General features: G+C 63.8%; 24 protein-coding genes. 13 read left to right on the plus strand and 11 right to left on the minus strand.

Features of this window, described 5'->3' with window-relative positions; translation table 11 throughout:
• Positions 1-68: 68 nt before the first annotated feature.
• From CKW40_RS08220 to CKW40_RS08230, 3 genes are all read right to left on the minus strand, one after another.
• A complete protein-coding gene (locus CKW40_RS08220; RefSeq protein ID WP_179297883.1) occupies positions 69-548 on the minus strand; it encodes a hypothetical protein in 480 nt (159 codons plus the stop codon).
• A gap of 74 nt (positions 549-622) precedes the next feature.
• Positions 623-1,660, minus strand: coding sequence for a zinc-binding dehydrogenase (locus tag CKW40_RS08225; RefSeq protein WP_095199442.1), 1,038 nt, complete (start codon positions 1,658-1,660; stop codon positions 623-625).
• Between the two features lie 58 nt (positions 1,661-1,718).
• Positions 1,719-2,960 (minus strand): acyl-CoA dehydrogenase, encoded by a 1,242-nt coding sequence (locus CKW40_RS08230; protein WP_095199443.1) that lies wholly within the window; start codon positions 2,958-2,960, stop codon positions 1,719-1,721.
• A gap of 114 nt (positions 2,961-3,074) precedes the next feature.
• On the opposite strand from CKW40_RS08230, the gene CKW40_RS08235 reads away from it, so the two are divergent.
• The 6 genes from CKW40_RS08235 to CKW40_RS08260 all read left to right on the plus strand — a co-directional run bounded on the left by CKW40_RS08235 (position 3,075) and on the right by CKW40_RS08260 (position 7,421).
• Complete coding sequence (locus tag CKW40_RS08235; RefSeq protein WP_095199444.1) at positions 3,075-3,890, plus strand: SDR family oxidoreductase; 816 nt, start codon at positions 3,075-3,077, stop codon at positions 3,888-3,890.
• A 39-nt stretch (positions 3,891-3,929) separates the two neighbouring features.
• Positions 3,930-4,415: a MaoC family dehydratase gene (locus CKW40_RS08240; protein ID WP_280175382.1), complete on the plus strand. Its 486-nt coding sequence runs from the start codon at positions 3,930-3,932 to the stop codon at positions 4,413-4,415.
• Positions 4,412-5,446: a phosphotransferase family protein gene (locus CKW40_RS08245; protein WP_095199445.1), complete on the plus strand. Its 1,035-nt coding sequence runs from the start codon at positions 4,412-4,414 to the stop codon at positions 5,444-5,446. The genes CKW40_RS08240 and CKW40_RS08245 overlap by 4 nt, the downstream gene beginning before the upstream one ends.
• A gap of 12 nt (positions 5,447-5,458) precedes the next feature.
• Entirely contained in the window at positions 5,459-6,235 is a 777-nt protein-coding gene (locus CKW40_RS08250) for an SDR family NAD(P)-dependent oxidoreductase (protein WP_095199729.1), read from the plus strand.
• A 103-nt stretch (positions 6,236-6,338) separates the two neighbouring features.
• The gene (locus CKW40_RS08255) at positions 6,339-6,983 is read left to right on the plus strand and encodes a TetR/AcrR family transcriptional regulator (RefSeq protein WP_095199446.1); all 645 of its coding nucleotides are present in this window, start codon (positions 6,339-6,341) and stop codon (positions 6,981-6,983) included.
• 189 nt (positions 6,984-7,172) lie between these two features.
• On the plus strand, positions 7,173-7,421 hold the full coding sequence (locus tag CKW40_RS08260) for a DUF680 domain-containing protein (RefSeq protein ID WP_095199447.1): 249 nt from the start codon (positions 7,173-7,175) through the stop codon (positions 7,419-7,421).
• A gap of 50 nt (positions 7,422-7,471) precedes the next feature.
• Here CKW40_RS08260 and CKW40_RS08265 read toward each other — a convergent pair whose 3' ends face one another.
• The 8 genes from CKW40_RS08265 to CKW40_RS08300 form a co-directional block, all read right to left on the minus strand.
• Complete coding sequence (locus tag CKW40_RS08265; protein ID WP_095199448.1) at positions 7,472-8,521, minus strand: Gfo/Idh/MocA family protein; 1,050 nt, start codon at positions 8,519-8,521, stop codon at positions 7,472-7,474.
• A 16-nt stretch (positions 8,522-8,537) separates the two neighbouring features.
• Complete coding sequence (locus CKW40_RS08270) at positions 8,538-9,323, minus strand: ThuA domain-containing protein (RefSeq protein ID WP_095199449.1); 786 nt, start codon at positions 9,321-9,323, stop codon at positions 8,538-8,540.
• 77 nt (positions 9,324-9,400) lie between these two features.
• A complete protein-coding gene (locus tag CKW40_RS08275; RefSeq protein WP_095199730.1) occupies positions 9,401-9,631 on the minus strand; it encodes a hypothetical protein in 231 nt (76 codons plus the stop codon).
• A 58-nt stretch (positions 9,632-9,689) separates the two neighbouring features.
• Entirely contained in the window at positions 9,690-10,274 is a 585-nt protein-coding gene (locus CKW40_RS08280; protein ID WP_095199450.1) for a sarcosine oxidase subunit gamma, read from the minus strand.
• Positions 10,267-13,260, minus strand: coding sequence for a sarcosine oxidase subunit alpha (locus tag CKW40_RS08285; RefSeq protein ID WP_095199451.1), 2,994 nt, complete (start codon positions 13,258-13,260; stop codon positions 10,267-10,269). The genes CKW40_RS08280 and CKW40_RS08285 overlap by 8 nt, the downstream gene beginning before the upstream one ends.
• A complete protein-coding gene (locus CKW40_RS08290; RefSeq protein WP_095199452.1) occupies positions 13,257-13,553 on the minus strand; it encodes a sarcosine oxidase subunit delta in 297 nt (98 codons plus the stop codon). The genes CKW40_RS08285 and CKW40_RS08290 overlap by 4 nt, the downstream gene beginning before the upstream one ends.
• 11 nt (positions 13,554-13,564) lie before the next feature.
• Positions 13,565-13,987 carry a hypothetical protein gene (locus CKW40_RS08295; protein WP_095199731.1) on the minus strand — a complete coding sequence of 141 codons (423 nt, stop codon included), beginning with the start codon at positions 13,985-13,987 and terminating at the stop codon, positions 13,565-13,567.
• A gap of 2 nt (positions 13,988-13,989) precedes the next feature.
• Complete coding sequence (locus tag CKW40_RS08300; protein ID WP_095199453.1) at positions 13,990-15,243, minus strand: sarcosine oxidase subunit beta; 1,254 nt, start codon at positions 15,241-15,243, stop codon at positions 13,990-13,992.
• Positions 15,244-15,458: 215 nt separating this feature from the next.
• Between CKW40_RS08300 and CKW40_RS08305 the strand changes: the two genes are divergently transcribed.
• The 7 genes from CKW40_RS08305 (at position 15,459) to CKW40_RS08335 (ending at position 19,889) form a co-directional block, all read left to right on the plus strand.
• Positions 15,459-15,827, plus strand: a complete 369-nt coding sequence (locus CKW40_RS08305; RefSeq protein WP_095199454.1) for a DUF2568 domain-containing protein — start codon at positions 15,459-15,461, stop codon at positions 15,825-15,827.
• Between the two features lie 109 nt (positions 15,828-15,936).
• Positions 15,937-16,695 carry an SDR family oxidoreductase gene (locus CKW40_RS08310; protein WP_095199732.1) on the plus strand — a complete coding sequence of 253 codons (759 nt, stop codon included), beginning with the start codon at positions 15,937-15,939 and terminating at the stop codon, positions 16,693-16,695.
• A gap of 111 nt (positions 16,696-16,806) precedes the next feature.
• Positions 16,807-17,193, plus strand: a complete 387-nt coding sequence (locus tag CKW40_RS08315; protein WP_095199455.1) for an SET domain-containing protein — start codon at positions 16,807-16,809, stop codon at positions 17,191-17,193.
• Positions 17,194-17,369: 176 nt separating this feature from the next.
• On the plus strand, positions 17,370-17,636 hold the full coding sequence (rpsU, locus tag CKW40_RS08320; protein WP_027056687.1) for a 30S ribosomal protein S21: 267 nt from the start codon (positions 17,370-17,372) through the stop codon (positions 17,634-17,636).
• Positions 17,637-17,780: 144 nt separating this feature from the next.
• Positions 17,781-18,623 carry a tetratricopeptide repeat protein gene (locus CKW40_RS08325; RefSeq protein ID WP_095199456.1) on the plus strand — a complete coding sequence of 281 codons (843 nt, stop codon included), beginning with the start codon at positions 17,781-17,783 and terminating at the stop codon, positions 18,621-18,623.
• Between the two features lie 222 nt (positions 18,624-18,845).
• Complete coding sequence (locus CKW40_RS08330; protein ID WP_019861134.1) at positions 18,846-19,322, plus strand: DUF992 domain-containing protein; 477 nt, start codon at positions 18,846-18,848, stop codon at positions 19,320-19,322.
• 84 nt (positions 19,323-19,406) lie between these two features.
• The gene (locus CKW40_RS08335) at positions 19,407-19,889 is read left to right on the plus strand and encodes a DUF992 domain-containing protein (protein ID WP_095199457.1); all 483 of its coding nucleotides are present in this window, start codon (positions 19,407-19,409) and stop codon (positions 19,887-19,889) included.
• Positions 19,890-20,079: the final 190 nt, after the last annotated feature.

The raw sequence follows: 20,079 nt of genomic DNA on the forward strand, positions 1-20,079 counted from the left end.
CACACCTTCATTCGCATGGAATGCCGGAATCCATCTTCGTCTTCGCCACCCCGAAGCAGGCGACCTGACTAGTCGCCTGTAAATTCAGGCAGGCTAAAATAGGGATTGCTGGGGTCGTATCGATGATTCGGCTCACCCCTGCCGGTTGAAACAGCCCCCGGGATCAGCACCCCTTTCGGTCCGAATTGATAGTCGATGCCGGCACAAAGGTAAGCGAGATCCTGGTAGCCGAAACCGCGCAACGCAATACCACTGTCGAATGCTGCTGCTTTGAGTTGCTCGGGCGTGAGCGGGGCGATCGCCCTGTCGCGGTAGGCTTTGATCTTGGCCTTGTTGAGCCTGGACGACTGACATTCGGCACCGACCACCCGCGCCAGCATGATGTTCCTGACCGCGGTCGCGGCGGGGTCGTCCAGGGGAGCGGAATATTTCTTGAGAAAGTAATTCGTATTCGGATCGTTCGTCATGGCCTTGCGCCAAAACGGCGGAAACTTGTCGGACGCCTGTGCCCCGATGGCGCCGACCATCGACAGCAGGACGATCGGCACAAACCACCATCTTCTCATAAGCAGCCCCCGTTTCTTTGCAGTTGCCGGACTTCATCTCACTCGGTCATGGTCACTCAAGGCCGGATGAAAACCTTGCCGTTGGGCTTGGCGAGTTCCGCCGGCACCCGCGCGATGGCCTCGGCGAGCGGCACGACGGCTGTCACGTCGGTCGACCAGCGCCCGTCGGAAAAACGCTTCTGCGCTTCCAGGACCGCCGGGCCGCGCCGCTCCTTGAATTGCCGCATCCATTCGCTCAGCCAGAAGCCTTCGATATGCTTGTGCTGGAAGATCAACTGGCCGGGCTCGCGGATGATGGTGGCGTCGGTGTCCAGCCGGCCATAGATGATCCAGCGCGCCCGTTTCGGCATCGCATGGAAGATGGCTGAAGCCAGCGGCCCGGTAACCGCATCGAGGAAGATGCGCGGTTGTTCGGCCTTCATCACCTCGCGCAGCGTGGCCTCGAAATCCGGCGCCTTCTCGTTCAGCACATGGGCAGCGCCGATCTCCTTCAGAAGGGCGATCTGCTCGTCGCGGCGCACGGTGACGATAGGCCGGAACCCTTCCTCCCTGGCCAGGCCAATGATCAGCTTGCAGAGCTGGCTGGCGCCGGCGGTCATGACGAAGGCCTTTTCACCCTCCTGTTTGACGATGTCGAACATGGCGATGGCGGTGAGCGGATTGACGATCATTGCCGCGCCATCCTCGTCGCGCACGGTGTCGAGCAGCGGAATACAGGCCGCCGCCTCGGCGACGGCAAACTCAGCCCACGAGCCCCAATTGCTGAGGCCGGTGGCGAAGGCGACGCGCTTGCCGACGAGGCTCTTGGCATAGGGCTCGTCGCCGCCGGCGACGACGGTGCCGACGCCCTCGAAGCCGGCCGGCCGGCCCTTGGCGCGCGGTTGGCCGTACTGGCCCTTGATGAAGGCGACATCGGATGGGTTGATCGAGGCCAGGCTGACCTTGATCAGCACCTGGCTCTGTCCGGGCGACGGCACCGCGATGCTGCCCGGCGCGAGATAAGGCTCCATCGCCTCAAGCGCACTGCCGCTCGGCGTCTTGGTGTAGCCATCGCCGACCAGGAGCAGGGCCTTCATTTCGGAGGGAATGGTCATCGGTGACACTCCTTGATTTTTGGCGGAAGGATCATAGCGCAGCGGACCGAGCTGCTGCTCAGACCTTCTCCTGCGTGTATTTCTTCAGCTCCGTCCGCGCCACCTGGCGGCGATGCACGGCATCAGGCCCGTCGGCGAGGCGCAATGTCCGCAGATGCGTCCACGAGCGCGCCAGCGGCGTGTCCTGGCTGATGCCTTGCGCGCCGAACATCTGCACCGCCTCGTCGGTAACCTTGAGTGCGACGCGCGGTGCGATGACCTTGATCTGGCTGATCCATGGGGCAGCGGCGCGCGCATCGCCCTGGTCGATCATCCACGCCGCCTTGAGACACAGCAGCCGCGCCATCTCAATTTCCATGCGGCACTCGGCGATGATGTCGAAATTGGCACCGAGTTTTGCCAGAGGCTGACCGAAGGCCTCGCGGCGCACCGAGCGTTGACACAGCATCTCCAGCGCCATCTCGGCCTGGCCGATGGCGCGCATGCAGTGATGGATGCGGCCGGGACCGAGCCGGCCTTGTGCGATTTCGAACCCCCTGCCCTCGCCGAGGATCAGGTTTGTTGCCGGGACCCTGACATTGTCGAAGCGCAGGTGCATATGGCCATGCGGCGCGTCATCGTCGCCATAGACCTGCATGGCGCGGACCTTGGTCACGCCTTTCGTGTCCGCAGGCACCAGGATCATCGAATGGCGGCGGTGCTGCGGCTCCCCGTCGCCGCCGGTCCGCACCATCACGATGTAGATGGCACAGCGTGGATCGCCGGCGCCCGATGCCCACCATTTCTCGCCGTTGAGCACATAGTCGTCGCCTTGTCGGTCGCAGCGCATCGAAATGTTGGTGGCGTCGGACGAGGCGACATCCGGCTCGGTCATCAGATAGGCCGAGCGGATTTTTCCGTCCAAAAGCGGCTCCAGCCATGTTTTCTTGTGGTCGGCCGAGCCGTAGCGTTCCAGCACCTCCATATTGCCGGTGTCGGGCGCCGAGCAGTTGAAGGTCTCGGCGCCGAGATGCGCCTTGCCCATCTCCTCGGCGAGATAGGCATACTCGACGGTGGACAGGCCGTAGCCGCGTTCCGAGTCGGTCAGCCAGAAATTCCACAGGCCACGCTCTTTTGCGGTCTTCTTCAGCCCTTCGAGGATCTCGCTCTGGCGGGCGCTGTAGGTCCAGCGGTTGCCTGCCTTGCCCACCTCGCCCAAAAATTCCTTGTCGAGCGGCATGATCTCGTCGCGCACCATGGCCGCGACGCGCGCGTGGATCGGCTTCAGCCGCCCGGTCATGCCGAGATTCATCTCCGTCATCGGTCGCTAACCCTTCATAGAGGCCCGGCAATTTACCCGTGGCAAGGATGACCGTACTTCGGATAGCCTTGTCAACGCGAACTCTTTGCCCAAGGCAAAGCGCGGAGGATTGGAATGGCCTATCTTGACGAGCTGTTTTCGGTGGCCGGCAAGACCGCGCTGGTGACGGGCGCGGCGACCGGCATCGGCCGCATGGCGGCGACAGCGCTGGTCAGAGCCGGCGCCAGCGTCATGATCGCCTCGCGCAAGGGCGAGGATTGCATCAAGGTCGCCAATGCGTTGAACACGCTCGGCGCCCCGGGTCGGGCCGAGGGCTTTGCCGGCGACGTCTCCAGCGAGGCCGGCATCGCCGCACTCGTCGCCGAGGTCAAGGCACGGACCGACAGGCTCAACATTCTGGTCAACAATGCCGGCGTTTCCTGGGGCGCGCCGCTGGAAAGTTTTCCCTATTCGGCATGGGCCAAGGTGTTCGGCGTCAATGTCACCGCCGTCTTCCATCTGACGCGCGAATTGCTGCCGCTGCTCGAAGCAGCCGCCAGCGACGCAGATCCGGCCCGGGTGATTAATCTGGGTTCGGTTATGGGCACGCAACCGCTGGCCGACGACGCCTATTCCTACACGGCGTCCAAGGCTGCGGTGCATCATCTGACGCGTACGCTCGCGCTCGAATTCGCCGCCCGCCGCATCACCGTCAACGCTTTTGCCCCGGGCCCCTTCCAGAGCCGGATGACGGCCTTTGCCACCGGCACGGATGAGCAGGCCAAACATGTCGGCAGTCATGTTCCGATCGGCCGTATCGGCGCGGCGGATGACATTGCCGGCGCAACGCTCTATTTGTGCAGCCGTGCAGGCAGTTATGTCACCGGCGCCATCCTGCCGATCGACGGCGGGCAGTCGGTGCAGCATGGATTGACCTTGTTCAAGGAATGACATTTTCCGGCCGTAGAAGCCGGAGGTGAACTGGAGGACATGAGCGTGGAACCGATCAGTCTCGATGTGCTTCTGGCCAGTGTCGGCAAGGAGGTTGGCGTCTCGCCCTGGCGTGTGGTCACGCAGCGCATGATCGACCAGTTCGCCGACGCCACCGACGACCACCAGTTCATCCATTGCGACCCCGAGCGGGCCAAGCGCGAGACGCCGTTCGGCGGCACCATCGCGCATGGCTTCCTGTCGCTGTCGCTGTTGTCGGCGATGACCTTCGAGACCATGCCGCCGCTGGAAAACGGCAAGATGGGCGTCAACCATGGCTTCGATTCGCTGCGCTTCCTGGCGCCGGTGAAGACCGGCGCACGCATCCGCACCCATTTCGTACTGGCCGATGTCAAGGTCAGGCCATCCGGCTGGGTGCAGACCGCGCACGACGTGACGATCGAGATCGAGGGCTCGAAGAAACCGGCGCTGACCGCCCGCTGGCTGACGCTGACGCTGATCGAACGCCAGCCCGAGACCGCATGAGCGACGCCAACGCGCTCGACCAGGCAGCGCTTGCGCCTTACCTCGAGGCTGAAATCCCGGGTTTTTCCGGGCTTGCGTCAATCGAAAAGTTCAAATCCGGCCAGTCCAATCCGACCTATCTCATCACGGCGGCCAGCGGCAGCTATGTGCTGCGCGCCAAGCCGCCGGGGCAATTGCTGAAATCGGCGCATCAGGTCGACCGCGAATTCCGCGTGATGAAGGCGCTTGCCGGCACCGCCGTCCCGGTGCCGGCAATGCTGCATCTGTCGGCCGAGGAGTCGCCGATCGGCCGCATGTTCTATGTCATGGATTTCCTCGACGGCCGCATCTTCTGGGATCCGGCGCTGCCTGAGGCACGCGACAATGACGAGCGCGCCGCGATCTACGACGCCATGAACGGCACGCTCGCGGCCCTGCACGATGTCGATGTCGGGGCCGTGGGTCTTGGCGATTTCGGCCGGCCAGGCAATTATTTCGAGCGGCAGCTGGCACGCTGGACCAGCCAGTACCGTGCCTCGGAAACCGGCACCATTGCCGACATGGACCGGCTGATCGCCTGGCTGGAAACGCATATGCCAGCAGATGATGGCCGTGTCTCTTTGGTGCATGGCGACTACCGGCTGGACAATCTGATCTTCGCGTCGGACCAGCCAAGCGTCATCGCGGTGCTCGACTGGGAGCTGTCGACGCTGGGCCACCCCTTCGCCGACATCGCCTATCAGTGCATGCAATGGCGCTTGCCGCATGCATCCGGCTTTCGCGGCCTGAGCGGAATCGACCGCGCCGCGCTCGGCCTGCCTTCGGAGGAAGACTATGTCGCCGCCTATTGCCGGCGGCGCGGGCTCAGCGGCATCGGCAACTGGACGTTCTTCCTTGCCTTCTCCTTCTTCCGTCTGGCGGCGATCTGCCAGGGCGTCTACAAGCGCGCGCTGGACGGCAATGCCTCCAATCCCGAAAAGGCCAGAACCTATGGCGAGGCGGTGAAACTGCTTTCGCACCTCGCCGCCAGACTAATCGACAAGCAGACATGACGGGGAGACATGATGGGCCGCTTTGACGGAGCAACGGTGCTGATCACGGGTGCCGCCGGCGGCCTCGGCCGGGGTGCCGCGAAAGGCTTTGCCGCCGAGGGCGCGCGGCTGGTGCTGTCGGACATCGACGAAATGGCGCTCGCCGATCTTGCCGCGACCTTGCCAGCCGAAACCGCGATCCTGGCCGGCGACGTAGCGGACGAGAGACTGTCCGAGGACCTGGTCAGGCTGGCGGTCGCAAGATTCGGCCGGCTGGATGTCGCCGTCAACAATGCCGGCATCGTCCAGAGTTTCGTGCGCCTGCCGCAGGTTCCGTCGGACGAGGCCCGCCGCGTGCTTGAGATCGACCTGCTCGGCGTCTTCTATGCCATGAAGCAGCAGATCCCCCAGATGGAGCGGCAGTTCAAGGTAACGGCCAGGGGCGGCGCAATCGTCAACATCGCCTCGGTTGCCGGACTGGTCGGCGCGCCAAAACTCTCGATCTATGCCGCCGCCAAGCATGGCGTCGTCGGGCTGACCAAATCGGCGGCCGCCGAATACGCAACCAAGGGTGTGCGCATCAACGCCATCTGCCCGGCCCACACCAGGACGGCAATGGTGGACAGTTTCGTGCGCGCCTCCGGTGCGCCAGAGGCAGAGGCGTTGGCCGAACTGACACGCGGCGTGCCGATGAAGCGCGTGGCGGAAGTCGACGAGATCACCACTGCCATCCTGTTCGCCGCCGACCCGGCCAACTCCTTCATGACCGGCCATGCGCTGGCCATCGATGGCGGTGTCGGCGCGATCTGATGCCTACCGCTTGGGAACCCGCGGCGCCCTTGTCCGTTTCCGTACAGCGTATATAATTTAGCCAGATACCATCAACCCCAGACACCACCGAAAGGCACCAGACTTGCCGCCGAGCGTCCAGAAACGCCGCGAAAAACAGAAGGCCGAGTTGCGCTCCGAGCTGGTCGAGGCCGCGCACAAGCTCGTCCGGGAAGAAGGCTATGAAGGCCTGACCATCCGCAAACTGGCCAAGCGGGTCGGCTATGCGCCGATGTCGGTCTATTCTTATTTCGCCGACAAGCAGGACATTCTGTTCGCGCTGGCCGAAGATGCGTTCGAGACGCTTGCCCGCCGCATCGAGGAGCATCCGTCCGACGATCCGATCGAGGCCTTGCAGGCGGTAATGACCGAATATGCCGCCTTCGGCCTCGGCAATCCCAACGAATACCGCACCGTCTTCATGACCGAGAAGACCAGGCCGCCGGAGGGCCAGAGTTTTCAAGAAATGCACGAGGCCAACCCGGCGATGAAGGCGCTGATCAGCCGGGTCGAGGCCTGCGTCGCCGCCGGAAAATTGCAGGGCGATCCGCGCGCCATCGCCACCATGCTGTGGGCGGTCGGCCACGGCACGATCTCGCTGCTGATCACCTTCCCCTTCTACCCCTTCGGCGACCCGCATGCTTTCGTGAAACGCATGTGCGATTTCCAACTGGCCGCACTCAGCACGCAGAACGTGCCGCCGCTGACCGAGACACCGGTCAACTGCTGAACGCCAACTCCTTCGTTTCCATACTTCCTCGCGACCTTCCCCGGCCTACCGGAGGGCGAATTTCTTGGTTAACAAAATTTTACCGTACGCGTACGATTTCGGCTTGAACTTCGCGATCGGCGGACGTATTTTGTACGCAGCATCGTACATGTACGGAAAAAATTCACCCGTCGAAAACGGAGACTGACAATGAAAAAGACGCTCCTCACCCTCGCCGCCGTGCTGGCATTTTCCGGCTCGGCCTTCGCCGCCAACTCCACCCACCCGGTCAAGCACGTGCCGGCCGCGACCTGCGTCGACACCAAGACCAATGTGAAGCTGGATTGCGCCTCGACCGGCTCGGTCGAGAAGAAGGGCACCACGGAAAACACCGCTGAAGGCAAAGGCCCGCGCCTTGGCATTAGCATCAATCCGTGGATCGTGCCGAGCGCGTTCTAATATTTACGCAGAAACGCTTCTGGCCGGCACAGGCCGGCCAGGTGAATATATCAGCCAATCGAGACCGGCAGCCTGCTCGCCGAACTCTCGAAGGCCGCGTCGATCAGCTTCTGCATGTCGGCAGCGCGCCGGAAGGACGGGGCGCCATTCTGCCCGGCATCCAGCGCGTCGACAAAACGCTGGGCGTTGCGCTTGACGTCCGGCAGGGCTTGCTCTCGCCAGAGCTGAACATCGACGTCCTCTCCCAGGCACGCCGACAGCCGCGCCGCCTTGCCATCGGTCTCGACCTTGAGCGCTCCCTTGGTGCCATGCAGCGCCAGCGACAAATCATTGCCATGGCCGGTTGTGTAGCGGCTCGCCATGATCGTCGCCAGCGCGCCGGATGTGAGCCGTGCCGTCATCGCCACACTGTCATTGGCGTCCAGCACATAGTCGCCGATCCGATCGCCCTCGGCCTTCGGAAACGTCGCCAGATCGGCATTCAGGCTGACGATATCCTGGGCCGCGCCATAGGTGGCGAAGTCGAGGATGTGGATACCGACATCGCCCAGAACCCCGGTCGAACCGTGCCGGCTCGACAGACGCCACAGCCATTTGTCCTCGACGCGCCAGTCCCCCCAGGATTTGCTGACCAGCCAGCTCTGCTTGTAGCTCGCCTCGACATGGCGCAATTCGCCGATCGCGCCCGCCAACACCAGACGCCGTGCTTCCTGGATCGCCGGTGAATTGCGGTAGGTGAGATTGACCATATTGACGAGGCCGGCGGCCTCGGCCGCTTCGGTCATGGCAAGCGCGTCGGCATGGTTCGGTGCCAGCGGCTTTTCGCAAAAGACATGTTTTCCCGCGGCAAGCAGCGCCAGCGTCGTCGCCTTGTGCACACCATCCGGAGTAGCGTTGATGGCGGCGTCGAAATCGCCCCAGGCGATCGCCGCTTCAAGGCTCTCGAAAGAAACGCCGATCTTGTTGGCAGCGGCAAAGGCCGCCGCGCGGCCAGGCAGCTGATCGACACAGGCGACAATGCTGCAGCCAGGAACCTTAGCGAACTCTTCGATATGATGTCCGGCGATCCAGCCGGTGCCGAGCAGGAGAAGGCGGTGCATCAGCTCAAATCCCCCATCAGCTCAACCCCTTGTCGCCGTCGGCATGCAGCCGCAGGCCCTTCTGCACGATCTTCTCCTTGGCCTTGTCCGTCGGCACGTTCGGCGCATTGGTGATGCCGGCCCATGCGGGTGCCGGATTATGCGCCCAGTGCACGGCATTGCGCAGCACCTGCTGCACGCCCTCATTGTGATAGATCGGATAAGTCTCGTGGCCGGGTGAGAAATAGAAGATGCGGCCCGCGCCGCGCTGGTAGGTCAGCCCGGAACGGAACACCTCGCCGCCCTCGTACCAGGAGACGAACACCGTCTCCAGCGGCTCCGGCACCGCGAAGGGCTCGCCATACATTTCCGTCTCGCCGATCTCCAGGCATTCGCCGATGCCTTGCGCGATCGGGTGGCTGCGGTTGATCACCCAGACGCGCTCGCGCTCGCCCGCCTCACGCCATTTCAGCGAACAGGGCGTGCCCATCAGCCGCTTGAAGATCTTCGAGTAGTGGCCGGAATGCAGCACGATCAGCCCCATGCCTTCCCAGACCCGCTTCTGCACGCGCTCGACGATCTCGTCCTTGACCTCGCCATGCGCGGCATGGCCCCACCACAAAAGCACGTCGGTGGCGGCAAGGCGCTTCTCGCTCAGGCCGTGCTCGGGTTCCTGCAAGGTGGCGGTGGTCGCCTCGATGTCCTTGTCCTGGTTAAGCGCCGCGGCAATCGTGCCATGCATGGTCAGTGGATAGAGGTCGCGCACGGCGGCATTGGTCTGCTCATGGACATTCTCGCCCCAGACAACAGCTTTTATCGGCATTTTTCCTCTCCAAAGCGCTTTGAATATCTCAACTGGCGATATCTTGGGAAGATGCCTTTCGACCAAAATTGCTGAAGTCAGCGCTTGCGGGGTTTCCGTCCAGGGACGGTCTTGGCCTTGCCGGGCTTGGCGGGCCCGCCGGGGATCGCCGAACTGGTGATCGATATCGGATCGCTGGCCGGGAACGTATCCTCGAGGCCTTCCTCGAGTTCCTCTTCGGCGCTCGACGCTTCATGCTGCTCATGTTCGAGCGAACGGACGGCCGGCGTCTTTTTCACCGGCGACTTTGGCGCGGACTTTGACGGCATCGGCATTCTCCCTCGACCTGTTGCCGCACAACGAACGCGGGCGGCAAAACGTTCCGGGTCAGCCAGCCGCGTCGCGAGCTCCCTCGGACAGGAAAGTAAAGACATAGTCCGAGAAGGAACGCCAGCACTCCACATGGAAGGCGTCGTTGGCCGTGCGCAACAGCACGATCTCGGCCTTGCCGAGGATGGTGCGCGAAGCGGCGCCCACCGGGAAGGCGTCGAGCGACAGATCCTGCGGGCAGCCCGAATTGACCGTGGCTTCGGCCGCCGGACCAGCGACCGAGATCGCGATGTTACGGTGTGAAATGCCGACCGCCGAATGCAGCGCGGTGACCGTCGCACAGTCGGCGAGCGGATCGTTTCCGCCCTCGTCGATGACAAGCCACTCGTCGGGGCCGAGCCACAGAGCGGTGCGGCCTGCCTTCGACGCGGAAGTCTTCGGCTTCTTCGGCAAGGTCAGGCCGAGCGCCTTGGAAAGCGCCGCGACCGAAGCCTCCGGCGCGCGCAGCGAGATGCGCTCCGCCGGCGGCAGCACCTCGACCTTGACGCCTGTCGCGGAGACGGCGCGTCCAGCCAATGCCGGACGGCGGTCGACCGAAGGCGATGTGGCCGAAGTCGTCTTCTTTGCAGCAGCCTTAGCCATTGAGGCGGCCTCCCGTCTCGTCGAAGAACACCATGCTGGTAACCTCCACTTCGATCACCCCGTTCGGCATCGGCACGTAGAGCGTGTCGCCCATCCGGTCGCGGCCGCCGGCAACCAACGCCAGCGCGATCGAGCGGCCGCAATTCTGAGACCAGTAGCTGGACGTCACGTGGCCGATCATCTTCATCGGGATCGCCTGTTTGGGATCCGCAACGATCTGCGCGCCTTCCTCCAGCACCACCTTCGGGTCCTTGGTCTTGAGGCCGACCAGTTGCTTGCGGCCCTTGGCGACTAGGTCCGGCCGCGCCATGCCGCGGATGCCGACGAAGTCGGTCTTCTTCTTGCCGACCGCCCAGTCGAGACCGGCATCATTCGGCGTCACCGTGCCGTCAGTATCCTGGCCGACGATGATGTAGCCTTTTTCGGCGCGCAGCACGTGCATGGACTCCGTGCCGTAAGCGGTGGCGCCATGCTTCTGGCCCTCTGCCCACAGCGCCTCCCAGACGGCCTGGCCATAGTCGGCCGGAACGTTGACTTCGAAGCCACGCTCGCCGGTGAACGACATGCGGAACAGTCTGGTCGGCACACCGCAGATCTTGCCTTCGCGCACCGACATGTGCGGCAGCGCCTCGTCGGACATGTCGATGCCTTCGACCAGCGGTGCGATGATGTCGCGCGACTTCGGCCCCTGCACCGCAATGACAGCCCACTGCTCGGTGATCGAGGTCAGCCAGACATTTAAGTGCGGGAACTCGGTCTGGAGATAGTCCTCCATATGGTTCATGACGCGCGGCGCGCCGCCGGTCGTCGTCGTCACATGGAAACGGTCCGGCGCCAGCCTGCCGACGACGCCGTCATCATAGATGAAACCGTCCTCGCGCAGCATGATGCCATAGCGGCAGCGGCCGGGCTCCAGCTTCTCCCACGGATTGGTGTAGAGCAGTTCCATGAACTTGGCCGCATCCGGCCCGACCACTTCGATCTTGCCGAGCGTCGAGGCATCGAACAGGCCGGCCGTCGTGCGGACCGCGACGCATTCGCGGTCGACCGCCGCATGCATGTCTTCGCCGGCCTTCGGGAAATACCAGGCGCGCTTCCACTGCCCGACGTCCTCGAACACCGCACCCTGCGCCTCGGCCCACGGATGCGTTGCCGTCTTGCGCGTCGGGTCGAACAGCGGCCCGCGCGCATGGCTGACGATCGCGCCGAAGGTGACCGGCGTGTAGGGTGCCCGGAAGGTGGTCAGGCCGACCTCGGGGATCGGCTTGCCCAGCGTTTCCGCCGCGATCGCCAGACCGTGCATGTTCGAGGTCTTGCCCTGGTCGGTCGCCATGCCGTTGGTGGTGAAGCGCTTGACGTGCTCGATCGAACGCATGCCTTCATGCACCGCCTGGCGGATGTCCTTGGCGGTGACGTCGTTCTGGAAATCGACGAAGGCCTTCACTGTCGTGTCCGGGCCGGCGCCGGGCGCAGCGCCCAGCATGCCGCGCGACCAGCTTTCCGAGGCGTCGACCTTCGGCTTGGTGCCCTTGGCGGTTTTCGCGCCGGCATCCTTGGCTGCCTGGTCGCCAGCCGCGTAGGCTTCGTCCATCGTTGCCGACAACCCATCGGTGCCGTTGCAGGCGCCGACGGAGACGCAGTCCTGCGCATAGGTGCCCGGCACGAAGCGCTTGGTCTCGTCGTTGAAGGCGACCTTGCCGCGCGACTGCGAGAACAGATGCACCGACGGCGTCCAGCCGGCCGACATCAGGATCGCATCGACGGGAATGGTGCGCTCGCCGCCGCCATTCTTCGGCTGCACCGTCATCGAGGACACGCGCAACTTGCCGCCGGCGCGGATCACCGCGCGGCCGAAATTGACCTCGATGCCGAGCGCCCGCGCCTCGTCGATCACCGGACCGGTCGGGTTGTCGCGCAGATCGACGATCGCCGCGATGTTGACGCCGGCCTTCTTCAGGTCGATCGCCGCAGCGTAAGCCGAGTCATTGGCGGTGTAGACGCCGACATTCCTGCCGACCGCCACGCCATAGTGGTTGAGGAAGGTGCGCGCCGCGCCCGCCAGCATGATGCCGGGCCGGTCATTGTTGGCGAACACCATATGGCGTTCGATGGCGCCCGAGGCCAGCACGACGCGCTTCGCGCGCACCTGCCACAGCCGCTCGCGCGGCAGGTCGTGGCCGGGGGCCTTGAGGTGATCGCTGACGCGCTCGACCAGGCCGACGAAATTCTGCGCGTAATAGCCGAAGGCCGTGGTGCGCGAGAGCACGCGGACATTGCCCATGGCGGCGAGCTTGGCAATCGCCGCTTGCGCCCAGACAAAACCATTCTGCCCGTCGATCTTGGCACCCGTCTCGAAACGCAGGCTGCCACCGAACTCGGCCTGCTCATCGGCGAGGATGACGCGCACGCCGGTCTCGGCCGCAGCCAAGGCCGCCGCGATGCCGGCCGCACCGCCGCCCAGCACCAGCACGTCGCAATGCGCGTAGCGCGACGAATAGTGGTCGGGATCGGGTTTGTCGGGTGAAACGCCGAGGCCGGCGGCTTCGCGGATTTTGGGCTCGTAAAGGCTCTTCCAGGCCGCCTTCGGCCACATGAAGGTCTTGTAGTAGAAGCCCGCCGAAAACATCGGCGACGCAATATCGTTGACCGCGCCGACATCGAAGGACAGCGACGGCCAGCGGTTCTGCGAATTGGCGGCGAGCCCGTCATAGAGTTCCTGCACGGTGGCGCGCACGTTCGGCGTCTTGCGCGCCTCGTCACGCACGATCTGCACCAGCGCATTCGGCTCTTCCGCGCCTGCCGACAGGAAGCCGCGCGGCCGGTGATACTTGAACGAGCGGCCGACCAGATGCACGCCATTGGCAAGCAGTGCGGAGGCCAGCGTGTCGCCCTCGATGCCGGCATAGGACTGGCCATCGAAGCTGAACCGCGCGGTCTTGGCCTGGCTCAGGCGACCGGCTCTCGGGATGCGGAACGCGCCGCTCATTTGGCAACTCCCGGCAGCTTGGCGGGTTTGGGTTCGCCGGCCTTGTAGGTCATGACGAACTTGTCGGTGACGGTGTCGCGCACCGCGTTGAAGAAGCGCGCGCAGCCATGCATGTGCCGCCAGCGCTCATAGATGATGCCCTTGGGATTGGAGCGGATGAAGAAGAACTTTTCGAAGTCGTCGTCGCTCTCGCCCGCAATGTTGGCCGAGCGCGCAATATGCGCCTCGCCGGCGTTGCGGAATTCGAGCTCCGGGCGCTCTTCCTCGCAATAGGGGCAGCGGATGAGAAGCATTCTGTTCGTTCCTACAATTCGCCGTGGCCGACGCGCGCGCCGGGGGGTTGGTCGCAAAGCTTCTGGCCCATGGTCACGAACGGCGCGACGAGCCGCAGCCGCTCCGCGACATCAGCGGAATCACGAAACAGGGCGCGGTTGGCCATGTTGCCGAGCGTCAGTTGCATCGGGTCGGTCGTGACGATGACGCCACGCGGTTTGAAATCCTCGTCTTCATCCAGGCCATTCGGCCGGCCTTCGAAGAACATCACAACTTTCTGGCCGCCGCCCCAGACGCAGGCGAGCGTTCCCTCGTCGACCGAAAACGGCCATCCAGCCTCGTTGCCAGCACGCGCGATCGGCTGCAGCCGTACCTCTTCAGCGGACGGCATATGGAACATGCCCTGCTCCCCCGCCAGCATCAGCGGCATCGCGACAGCCATCTCGGCCATCATCATCAGTGCGCCACCGCCGCCGCCGCCGCCTCGTCGATGAGCCGGCCGGTGCGGAAGCGCTCGATGGTGAAGGGCGCGTTGATCGGGTGCGGATCGTCCTTGGCGATGGTGTGGGCAAAGACATGGCCCGAACCCGGCGTCGCCTTGAAGCCGCCCGTGCCCCAGCCGCAATTGACATAGAGGCCGGGCACCGGCGTCTTGGCCAGGATCGGCGAGCGGTCCGGCGTGACATCGACGATGCCGCCCCACGAACGCAGCATCTTCATGCGCGTGAAGATCGGGAACATCTCGCAGATGGCGTCCAGCGTATGCTGCAGAATGTGCAGACCGCCGGTCTGCGAATAGGAGACATACTGGTCGGTGCCGGCGCCGATCACCAGTTCGCCCTTGTCGGACTGCGAGATATAGGCGTGCACCGTGTTCGACATCACCACGCAAGGCACGACCGGCTTGATCGGCTCCGACACCAGCGCCTGCAGCGGATAGCTTTCCAGCGGCATGCGCACGCCGGCCATGTTCATGATGACCGAGGAATGGCCGGCGGCCACCACGCCGACCTTCTTGGCGCCGATGAAGCCGCGCGTCGTATCAACGCCCAACACCGCGCCGTTCGGGGCGCGCTTGACGCCGGTGACCTCGCAATTCTGGATGATGTGCACGCCGCGCGCCGAAGCGCCGCGCGCATAACCCCAGGCCACCGCATCATGGCGCGCCGTGCCGCCGCGGCGCTGCAAGGCGGCACCGACGACCGGGTAACGTGCATCCCTGGAGATGTTCAGTGGCGGGCAGAATTCCTTGGCCTGCTCCGGCGACAGCCATTCATTGTCGATGCCGTTCAGCCGGTTGGCATGGACATGGCGCTTCAGCACCTGGATGTCGTGCACATTGTGCGCCAGCATCATGACGCCGCGCGCCGAATACATGACGTTGTAGTTGAGCTCTTGGCTGAGCCCGTCCCACAGTTTCAGCGCATGGTCGTAAATGCCGGCGCTCTCGTCATAGAGATAGTTGGAGCGGATGATGGTGGTGTTGCGGCCGGTGTTGCCGCCGCCCAGCCAGCCCTTTTCCAGCACCGCGACATTGGTGATGCCATGCACCGTGGCAAGATAATAGGCGGTGGCCAGCCCATGACCGCCGGCGCCGACGATGATGACGTCGTATTCCTTCTTGGGCTCCGGCGAGGACCACTGCTCCTCCCAGCCCTTGTGGCCGCGCATGGCCTCGCGTGCGATGGCGAATACCGAATATTTTTTCAACGTCCCAGCCTCGCGCCAACAGATCTCGCGGATTGCAGCCGGGCTTTTGTTCGGCCCGGCGCGCGAGGTGTATCACTAGCGAAACAGCGCTTCCACCCTTGCGCTGTTTGCGACGGCGCTTGCCGTTTTGCGCCACGACGAAAAAGAGGCATGCGGGCTGGCTGTCGTGACGGCCTTCAGCCACATTGCCTGTCGCGAATCTTCGGAGAGCGATCGTGGGCAATGCCTGGTGGAATTTGACGTTGCGCTTCCTGCTGGAGCTTGCCGCCCTGCTTGGTCTCGGCATTGCCGGCTGGACCCTCTCCGACGGATGGTGGCGCTGGGTCCTCGCTTTGGCCGTGCCGCTTGTTGCGGCCGCGCTGTGGGGCACCTTCGCGGTGCTCAACGATCCAAGCCGGTCGGGCCGCGCACCGGTGCCTGTGCCGGGCACGGTAAGGCTGGCGCTCGAACTGATCATCCTGTTCGGCGGCGCTGCCGGATTCTATGCCGCGGGTTACACGACCACGGGTATCATCGTCGCCCTGCTCATCGCCATCAGCTACGCATTTTCGCTCGACCGGCTGAGCTGGCTTCTGAAGCAATAGGTCCGGACTGCGACACCTTCGCAGCTTTCGGGTGGCTCCTCCCCACCCCATCTGCGACCAAGCATCCCGATTGCCGCTGAGACCGGCGCGAAAAACAGGGATGCAAAAGATGCTCGCACTCGCCAACAAGATCGCCATTGTCACCGGCGCCAGTTCCGGCATCGGCCGCGCCACCGCAAAACTCTTCGCCGAGGAAGGCGCCAGGATTGTCGTCTCCGCCCGCCGTCAGGCCGAGCTCGACACGCTGGTCGCCGAGATATCAGACGCTGACGGCACGGCCGTCGCCCTTGCCGGCGACGTCAGGGACGAAGCCTATGCGAAGGCGCTTGTCGATCTGGCTGTCGAAAATTTTGGCGGCCTCGACATCGCCTTCAACAATGCCGGCGCCGTCGGCTTGATGGCACCCCTGCCCGACATGATGCCGGCGACATGGCACGAGACGATGGACATCAATTTGACCAGTGCCTTTCTCGGCGCGAAATATCAGATACCGGCCATGCTGGAGCGCGGTGTTGGCTCGCTGATCTTCACGTCGAGTTTTGTCGGCTACACCGCCGGCATGCCGGGCATGGCCGCCTACGCCGCCGCCAAGGCCGGCCTGATCGGCCTGACACAGGTTCTGGCCGCCGAATACGGGCCGAAGGGGCTACGCGTCAATGCACTGCTGCCGGGCGGCACCGACACGCCGGGCGCGACGACAACGACGCCCGAGGCTCGCGCTTTCGTCGAAGGCATCCATGCCTTGAAGCGCATGGCGCAGCCCGAGGAGATCGCCCGCTCGGCGCTTTATCTCGCCTCCGACGCATCGAGCTTCACCACGGGAACGGCGCTGTTTGCCGATGGCGGCGTCTCGATCAACCGGACGTGAAGGTTTTTTGCGTCGAACAGGCCGGTTCGCCGCTATGACGCAGGCGGCTGGTCTTGCTTTTTCCGCGCGATTTGGCGATTCCGTTTTGTCGTCGAAACGGGTCCCGAAACCATGATGCTGATCCGAACCTATGTGGCCGCGAGCGCAATCGAAGGCGTCGGCATGTTCGCCGCCGAGCCGATCCGGAAAGGCGCCTCGATCTGGCGCCTCGACCCGGATTTCGACCGGCTGATCCCGATGGACAAATATGAGGCCGCACCCCAGCCTCTGAAGGAATTGCTCGACCGCTACGCCTATCCGAGCCCGGATCGTCCGGGCTTCATGGTTTATGAGGTCGACAATGGCCGCTTCATGAACCATTCGGCGACGCCAAACACCGACTTTTCGCAATATGGTGGCGCGACCGCGACCCGCGACATTGCCGTGGGTGAAGAGATCACCTGCGACTACGGCGAATTCTTCGAGGATTTCGAACGGTTGCACCTGGCCACCGCGTAGCTGGCGCCCTATCTCAGGCCTACCGTGGCAATTTGGCTGTTGTCCTGCATTTCGACTGTGGACAGCGCAGCCTGATTCTGCTATCAGCCGCCACAATTCGTGGTGTCGACCGCCGCGGAGGCTAGTGGCTATGGCCACTTGCCTGTTGATATCAAACCCGAAAGACAGGATTGCCCGTGCAGGTACTCGTCCGCGACAATAACGTTGATCAGGCGCTTCGCGCGCTCAAGAAGAAGATGCAGCGCGAAGGCATTTTCCGCGAAATGAAGATGCGCGGCCACTACGAGAAGCCTTCCGAGAAGCGCGCGCGTGAAAAGGCCGAGGCCGTGCGCCGCGCCCGCAAGCTGGCCCGCAAGCGCGCCCAGCGCGAAGGCCTGCTGCCGATGACGCCGCGTCCCGTTCCTGCCGGTGGTGCTGCTGGTGCGGCGCGTCCGCCGCGCTGATTATCGCCAATATTTCGTCCTTTTCGAAGGATACTGAGGTGGCGCGATGCGGAATCGCCGCCACCTTTTTATTTTGATTGTGACCCGGCCCGGAGGGGGGATCCGGACCTGAACGACGCGGCTTGAAGTGAGGACAGGGCAGACATGAACGCAACAAGCGTGGAGCGCGGGACCGCATTGCGTGGTTTCGCCCTGACAGCCGCCCTGCTTTCCGGACTGGTGCTGGCCGGCTGCCAGACATCGGGTCCGACCGGCGAGTTCAACAACATCGACAAGGCGCAAGGGTCGAGCGAAAACATCTCCTCGCTGTCGGCGGTCATCCAGCGCAATCCCCAGGATCCTGAAGGCTACAATGTGCGCGGTTCGGCCTATGGCCGTGGCGGCCAGTACCAGGCAGCACTCAAGGATTTCAACCAGGCCATCCAGCTCAACCCAAATTTCTACCAGGCCTATTCGAACCGGGCGCTTATCCAGCGCTTCCTTGGCAATCAGGCGGCCGCGCTCGACGACTACAACAAGTCGATTCAGATCAACGGCAATTATGACGCCGCCTATATCGGCCGTGGCAATCTCTACCGCAAGGCGGGCCGCACCCAGGATGCCTTCAACGACTTCCAGAAGGCGATCCAGCTCGACACGACGGACGCCCGCGCCTACCACAATCGCGGCCTGATCTATCAGAGCCAGGGCCAGCACAAATTCGCCATCGAGGATTTCTCGACCGCCATCTCGCTGGCGCCGGATGCAGCCGAGCCCTACAACGGCCGTGGCCTCTCCTATCTGGCGACGGGCGACGAGGACAATGCGTTCTCCGACTTCAACATGGCCATCAAGCTCGACGGCCAGAACGCCGAGGCCTGGGCCAACCAGGCGCTGATCTACGAGCGGCGCGGCGACAAGGCGAAGGCGGCGAAATCCTATAAGGAAGCCGTCCGCCTCAATCCCAGCTACCAGCCGGCTAAGGACGGCCTCGCCCGCGTCAGCTGACATAGCTTTGGCAGATCCGGGCTTCGGCAGATCCGGCTGAGCATTACGGGTTGTTTGCGTGTCCAAAAGGACACGCAACGCCGAAGATCGCCGCCAATCCGGCAACCGCGCGTTAACCCCTGCAGCAAGCCGTTAACCCTTGCCTTGTTCACGCCAAGTTTTCGACGGAACGGTCTGGCCACTCAAGCCGTTATTTCCAAGCGATTTGCGAAAGGACCCCCCATGATCAAGAAACTCGTCTGTGCCGCTGCCCTTGCAACGACCGTGTTCGCTGCCGCCCCGGCCAGCGCCGGCAAGCTGCAGCTCGGCACGCTCGACTGCACCATCGATGGCGGCACCGCCTACATCGTCGCTTCCAACAAGGGCGTGTCCTGCGTCTTCCGTCCCTACCATCACGGACCGTCGGAGATTTACACCGGCGTCATCTCCAAGATCGGTGTCGATCTCGGCCAGACGCATCAGGGCCAGCTCGTCTGGGCCGTTCTCGCCGCGACCCGCGACCGTGACGCGGGCGACCTTGCCGGCAGCTATTATGGCGTCAACGCCGAGGCGAGCGTCGTCACCGGCGGTGGTGCCAACCTGCTGGTCGGCGGCTTCGACGGCGCCTTCATGCTGGAGCCGCTCAGCGTCCAGGCACAGACCGGCGTCAATCTCGCCGTCGCCGTGACCTCGCTTCAGCTGATCCATTCGCTGAAGTAAACGAACAGCCACGCGCTCCTCTCTACCTTGCGGCGCGGAACCGGATAGGATGGTTCCGCGCCGTTTGATTTTGAGGGGACCGCAATGCCGAAGACAGCCACCGCCGCTGCCGTAATTGCAACCCTGCTTGCCGGCGCGGCACAGGCGCAAGACCGGGGCATTGAGCTCGGCACGCTTGAATGCGCCATAGGCGGGGGCACCGGCTTCATTTTCGGCTCGACCAAGGATCTGAGCTGCACCTTCACTCCGGCCGACAAGACCTTCGCGCCGGAAGCCTATTTCGGCGCCGTCAACAAATACGGCCTCGATATCGGCACGACAAAGCAGGCGGTGATGCGCTGGCTGGTGCTGACGCCGCTGAAGAACATCTACGCGCCCGGCGCGCTGGCGGGCGACTATATCGGCGCCAGCGCCGAGGTGACGGCGGCCGTCGGTGCCGGCGCCAATCTTTTGGTCGGCGGTTCCTCGCAGGCCTTCACCCTCCAGCCGCTCAGCCTGCAGACGCAGACCGGCATCAATCTCGCCATCGGCGTCAGCCAGTTCCAGCTGCGCAGCACCGAGAACTGATCGCGTCGACGTCAGAGGCGGCTTCGGCCAATCTCGAACGTTGCGATGGTCCACCGAAACGAACCGCTTGAACTCAACCGTGGTTGAGGTCTTACAAACCTGCCCCAACTGAGCAGCGCCTGGATGCGGCGCTATTGCTGCGCATGGTCCTGCCGGAAAGCCTTGCTGGCTTCTGGTGCCATACACCGGC

Source organism: Mesorhizobium carmichaelinearum, assembly GCF_900199455.1.
GTDB lineage: Bacteria > Pseudomonadota > Alphaproteobacteria > Rhizobiales > Rhizobiaceae > Mesorhizobium > Mesorhizobium carmichaelinearum.

Coding starts and splice junctions, on each gene's coding strand:
- CKW40_RS08270 (WP_095199449.1), bottom strand. CDS start 9,323: ATGCCGATAAAAGCTGTTGTCTGGGGCGAGAATGTCCATGAGCAGACC.
- CKW40_RS08240 (WP_280175382.1), top strand. CDS start 3,930: ATGAGCGTGGAACCGATCAGTCTCGATGTGCTTCTGGCCAGTGTCGGC.
- CKW40_RS08275 (WP_095199730.1), bottom strand. CDS start 9,631: ATGCCGTCAAAGTCCGCGCCAAAGTCGCCGGTGAAAAAGACGCCGGCC.
- CKW40_RS08330 (WP_019861134.1), top strand. CDS start 18,846: ATGATCAAGAAACTCGTCTGTGCCGCTGCCCTTGCAACGACCGTGTTC.
- CKW40_RS08245 (WP_095199445.1), top strand. CDS start 4,412: ATGAGCGACGCCAACGCGCTCGACCAGGCAGCGCTTGCGCCTTACCTC.
- CKW40_RS08325 (WP_095199456.1), top strand. CDS start 17,781: ATGAACGCAACAAGCGTGGAGCGCGGGACCGCATTGCGTGGTTTCGCC.
- CKW40_RS08230 (WP_095199443.1), bottom strand. CDS start 2,960: ATGACGGAGATGAATCTCGGCATGACCGGGCGGCTGAAGCCGATCCAC.
- CKW40_RS08315 (WP_095199455.1), top strand. CDS start 16,807: ATGATGCTGATCCGAACCTATGTGGCCGCGAGCGCAATCGAAGGCGTC.
- CKW40_RS08335 (WP_095199457.1), top strand. CDS start 19,407: ATGCCGAAGACAGCCACCGCCGCTGCCGTAATTGCAACCCTGCTTGCC.
- CKW40_RS08250 (WP_095199729.1), top strand. CDS start 5,459: ATGGGCCGCTTTGACGGAGCAACGGTGCTGATCACGGGTGCCGCCGGC.
- CKW40_RS08285 (WP_095199451.1), bottom strand. CDS start 13,260: ATGAGCGGCGCGTTCCGCATCCCGAGAGCCGGTCGCCTGAGCCAGGCC.
- CKW40_RS08235 (WP_095199444.1), top strand. CDS start 3,075: ATGGCCTATCTTGACGAGCTGTTTTCGGTGGCCGGCAAGACCGCGCTG.
- CKW40_RS08260 (WP_095199447.1), top strand. CDS start 7,173: ATGAAAAAGACGCTCCTCACCCTCGCCGCCGTGCTGGCATTTTCCGGC.
- CKW40_RS08310 (WP_095199732.1), top strand. CDS start 15,937: ATGCTCGCACTCGCCAACAAGATCGCCATTGTCACCGGCGCCAGTTCC.
- CKW40_RS08265 (WP_095199448.1), bottom strand. CDS start 8,521: ATGCACCGCCTTCTCCTGCTCGGCACCGGCTGGATCGCCGGACATCAT.
- CKW40_RS08295 (WP_095199731.1), bottom strand. CDS start 13,987: ATGATGGCCGAGATGGCTGTCGCGATGCCGCTGATGCTGGCGGGGGAG.
- CKW40_RS08225 (WP_095199442.1), bottom strand. CDS start 1,660: ATGACCATTCCCTCCGAAATGAAGGCCCTGCTCCTGGTCGGCGATGGC.
- CKW40_RS08280 (WP_095199450.1), bottom strand. CDS start 10,274: ATGGCTAAGGCTGCTGCAAAGAAGACGACTTCGGCCACATCGCCTTCG.
- CKW40_RS08290 (WP_095199452.1), bottom strand. CDS start 13,553: ATGCTTCTCATCCGCTGCCCCTATTGCGAGGAAGAGCGCCCGGAGCTC.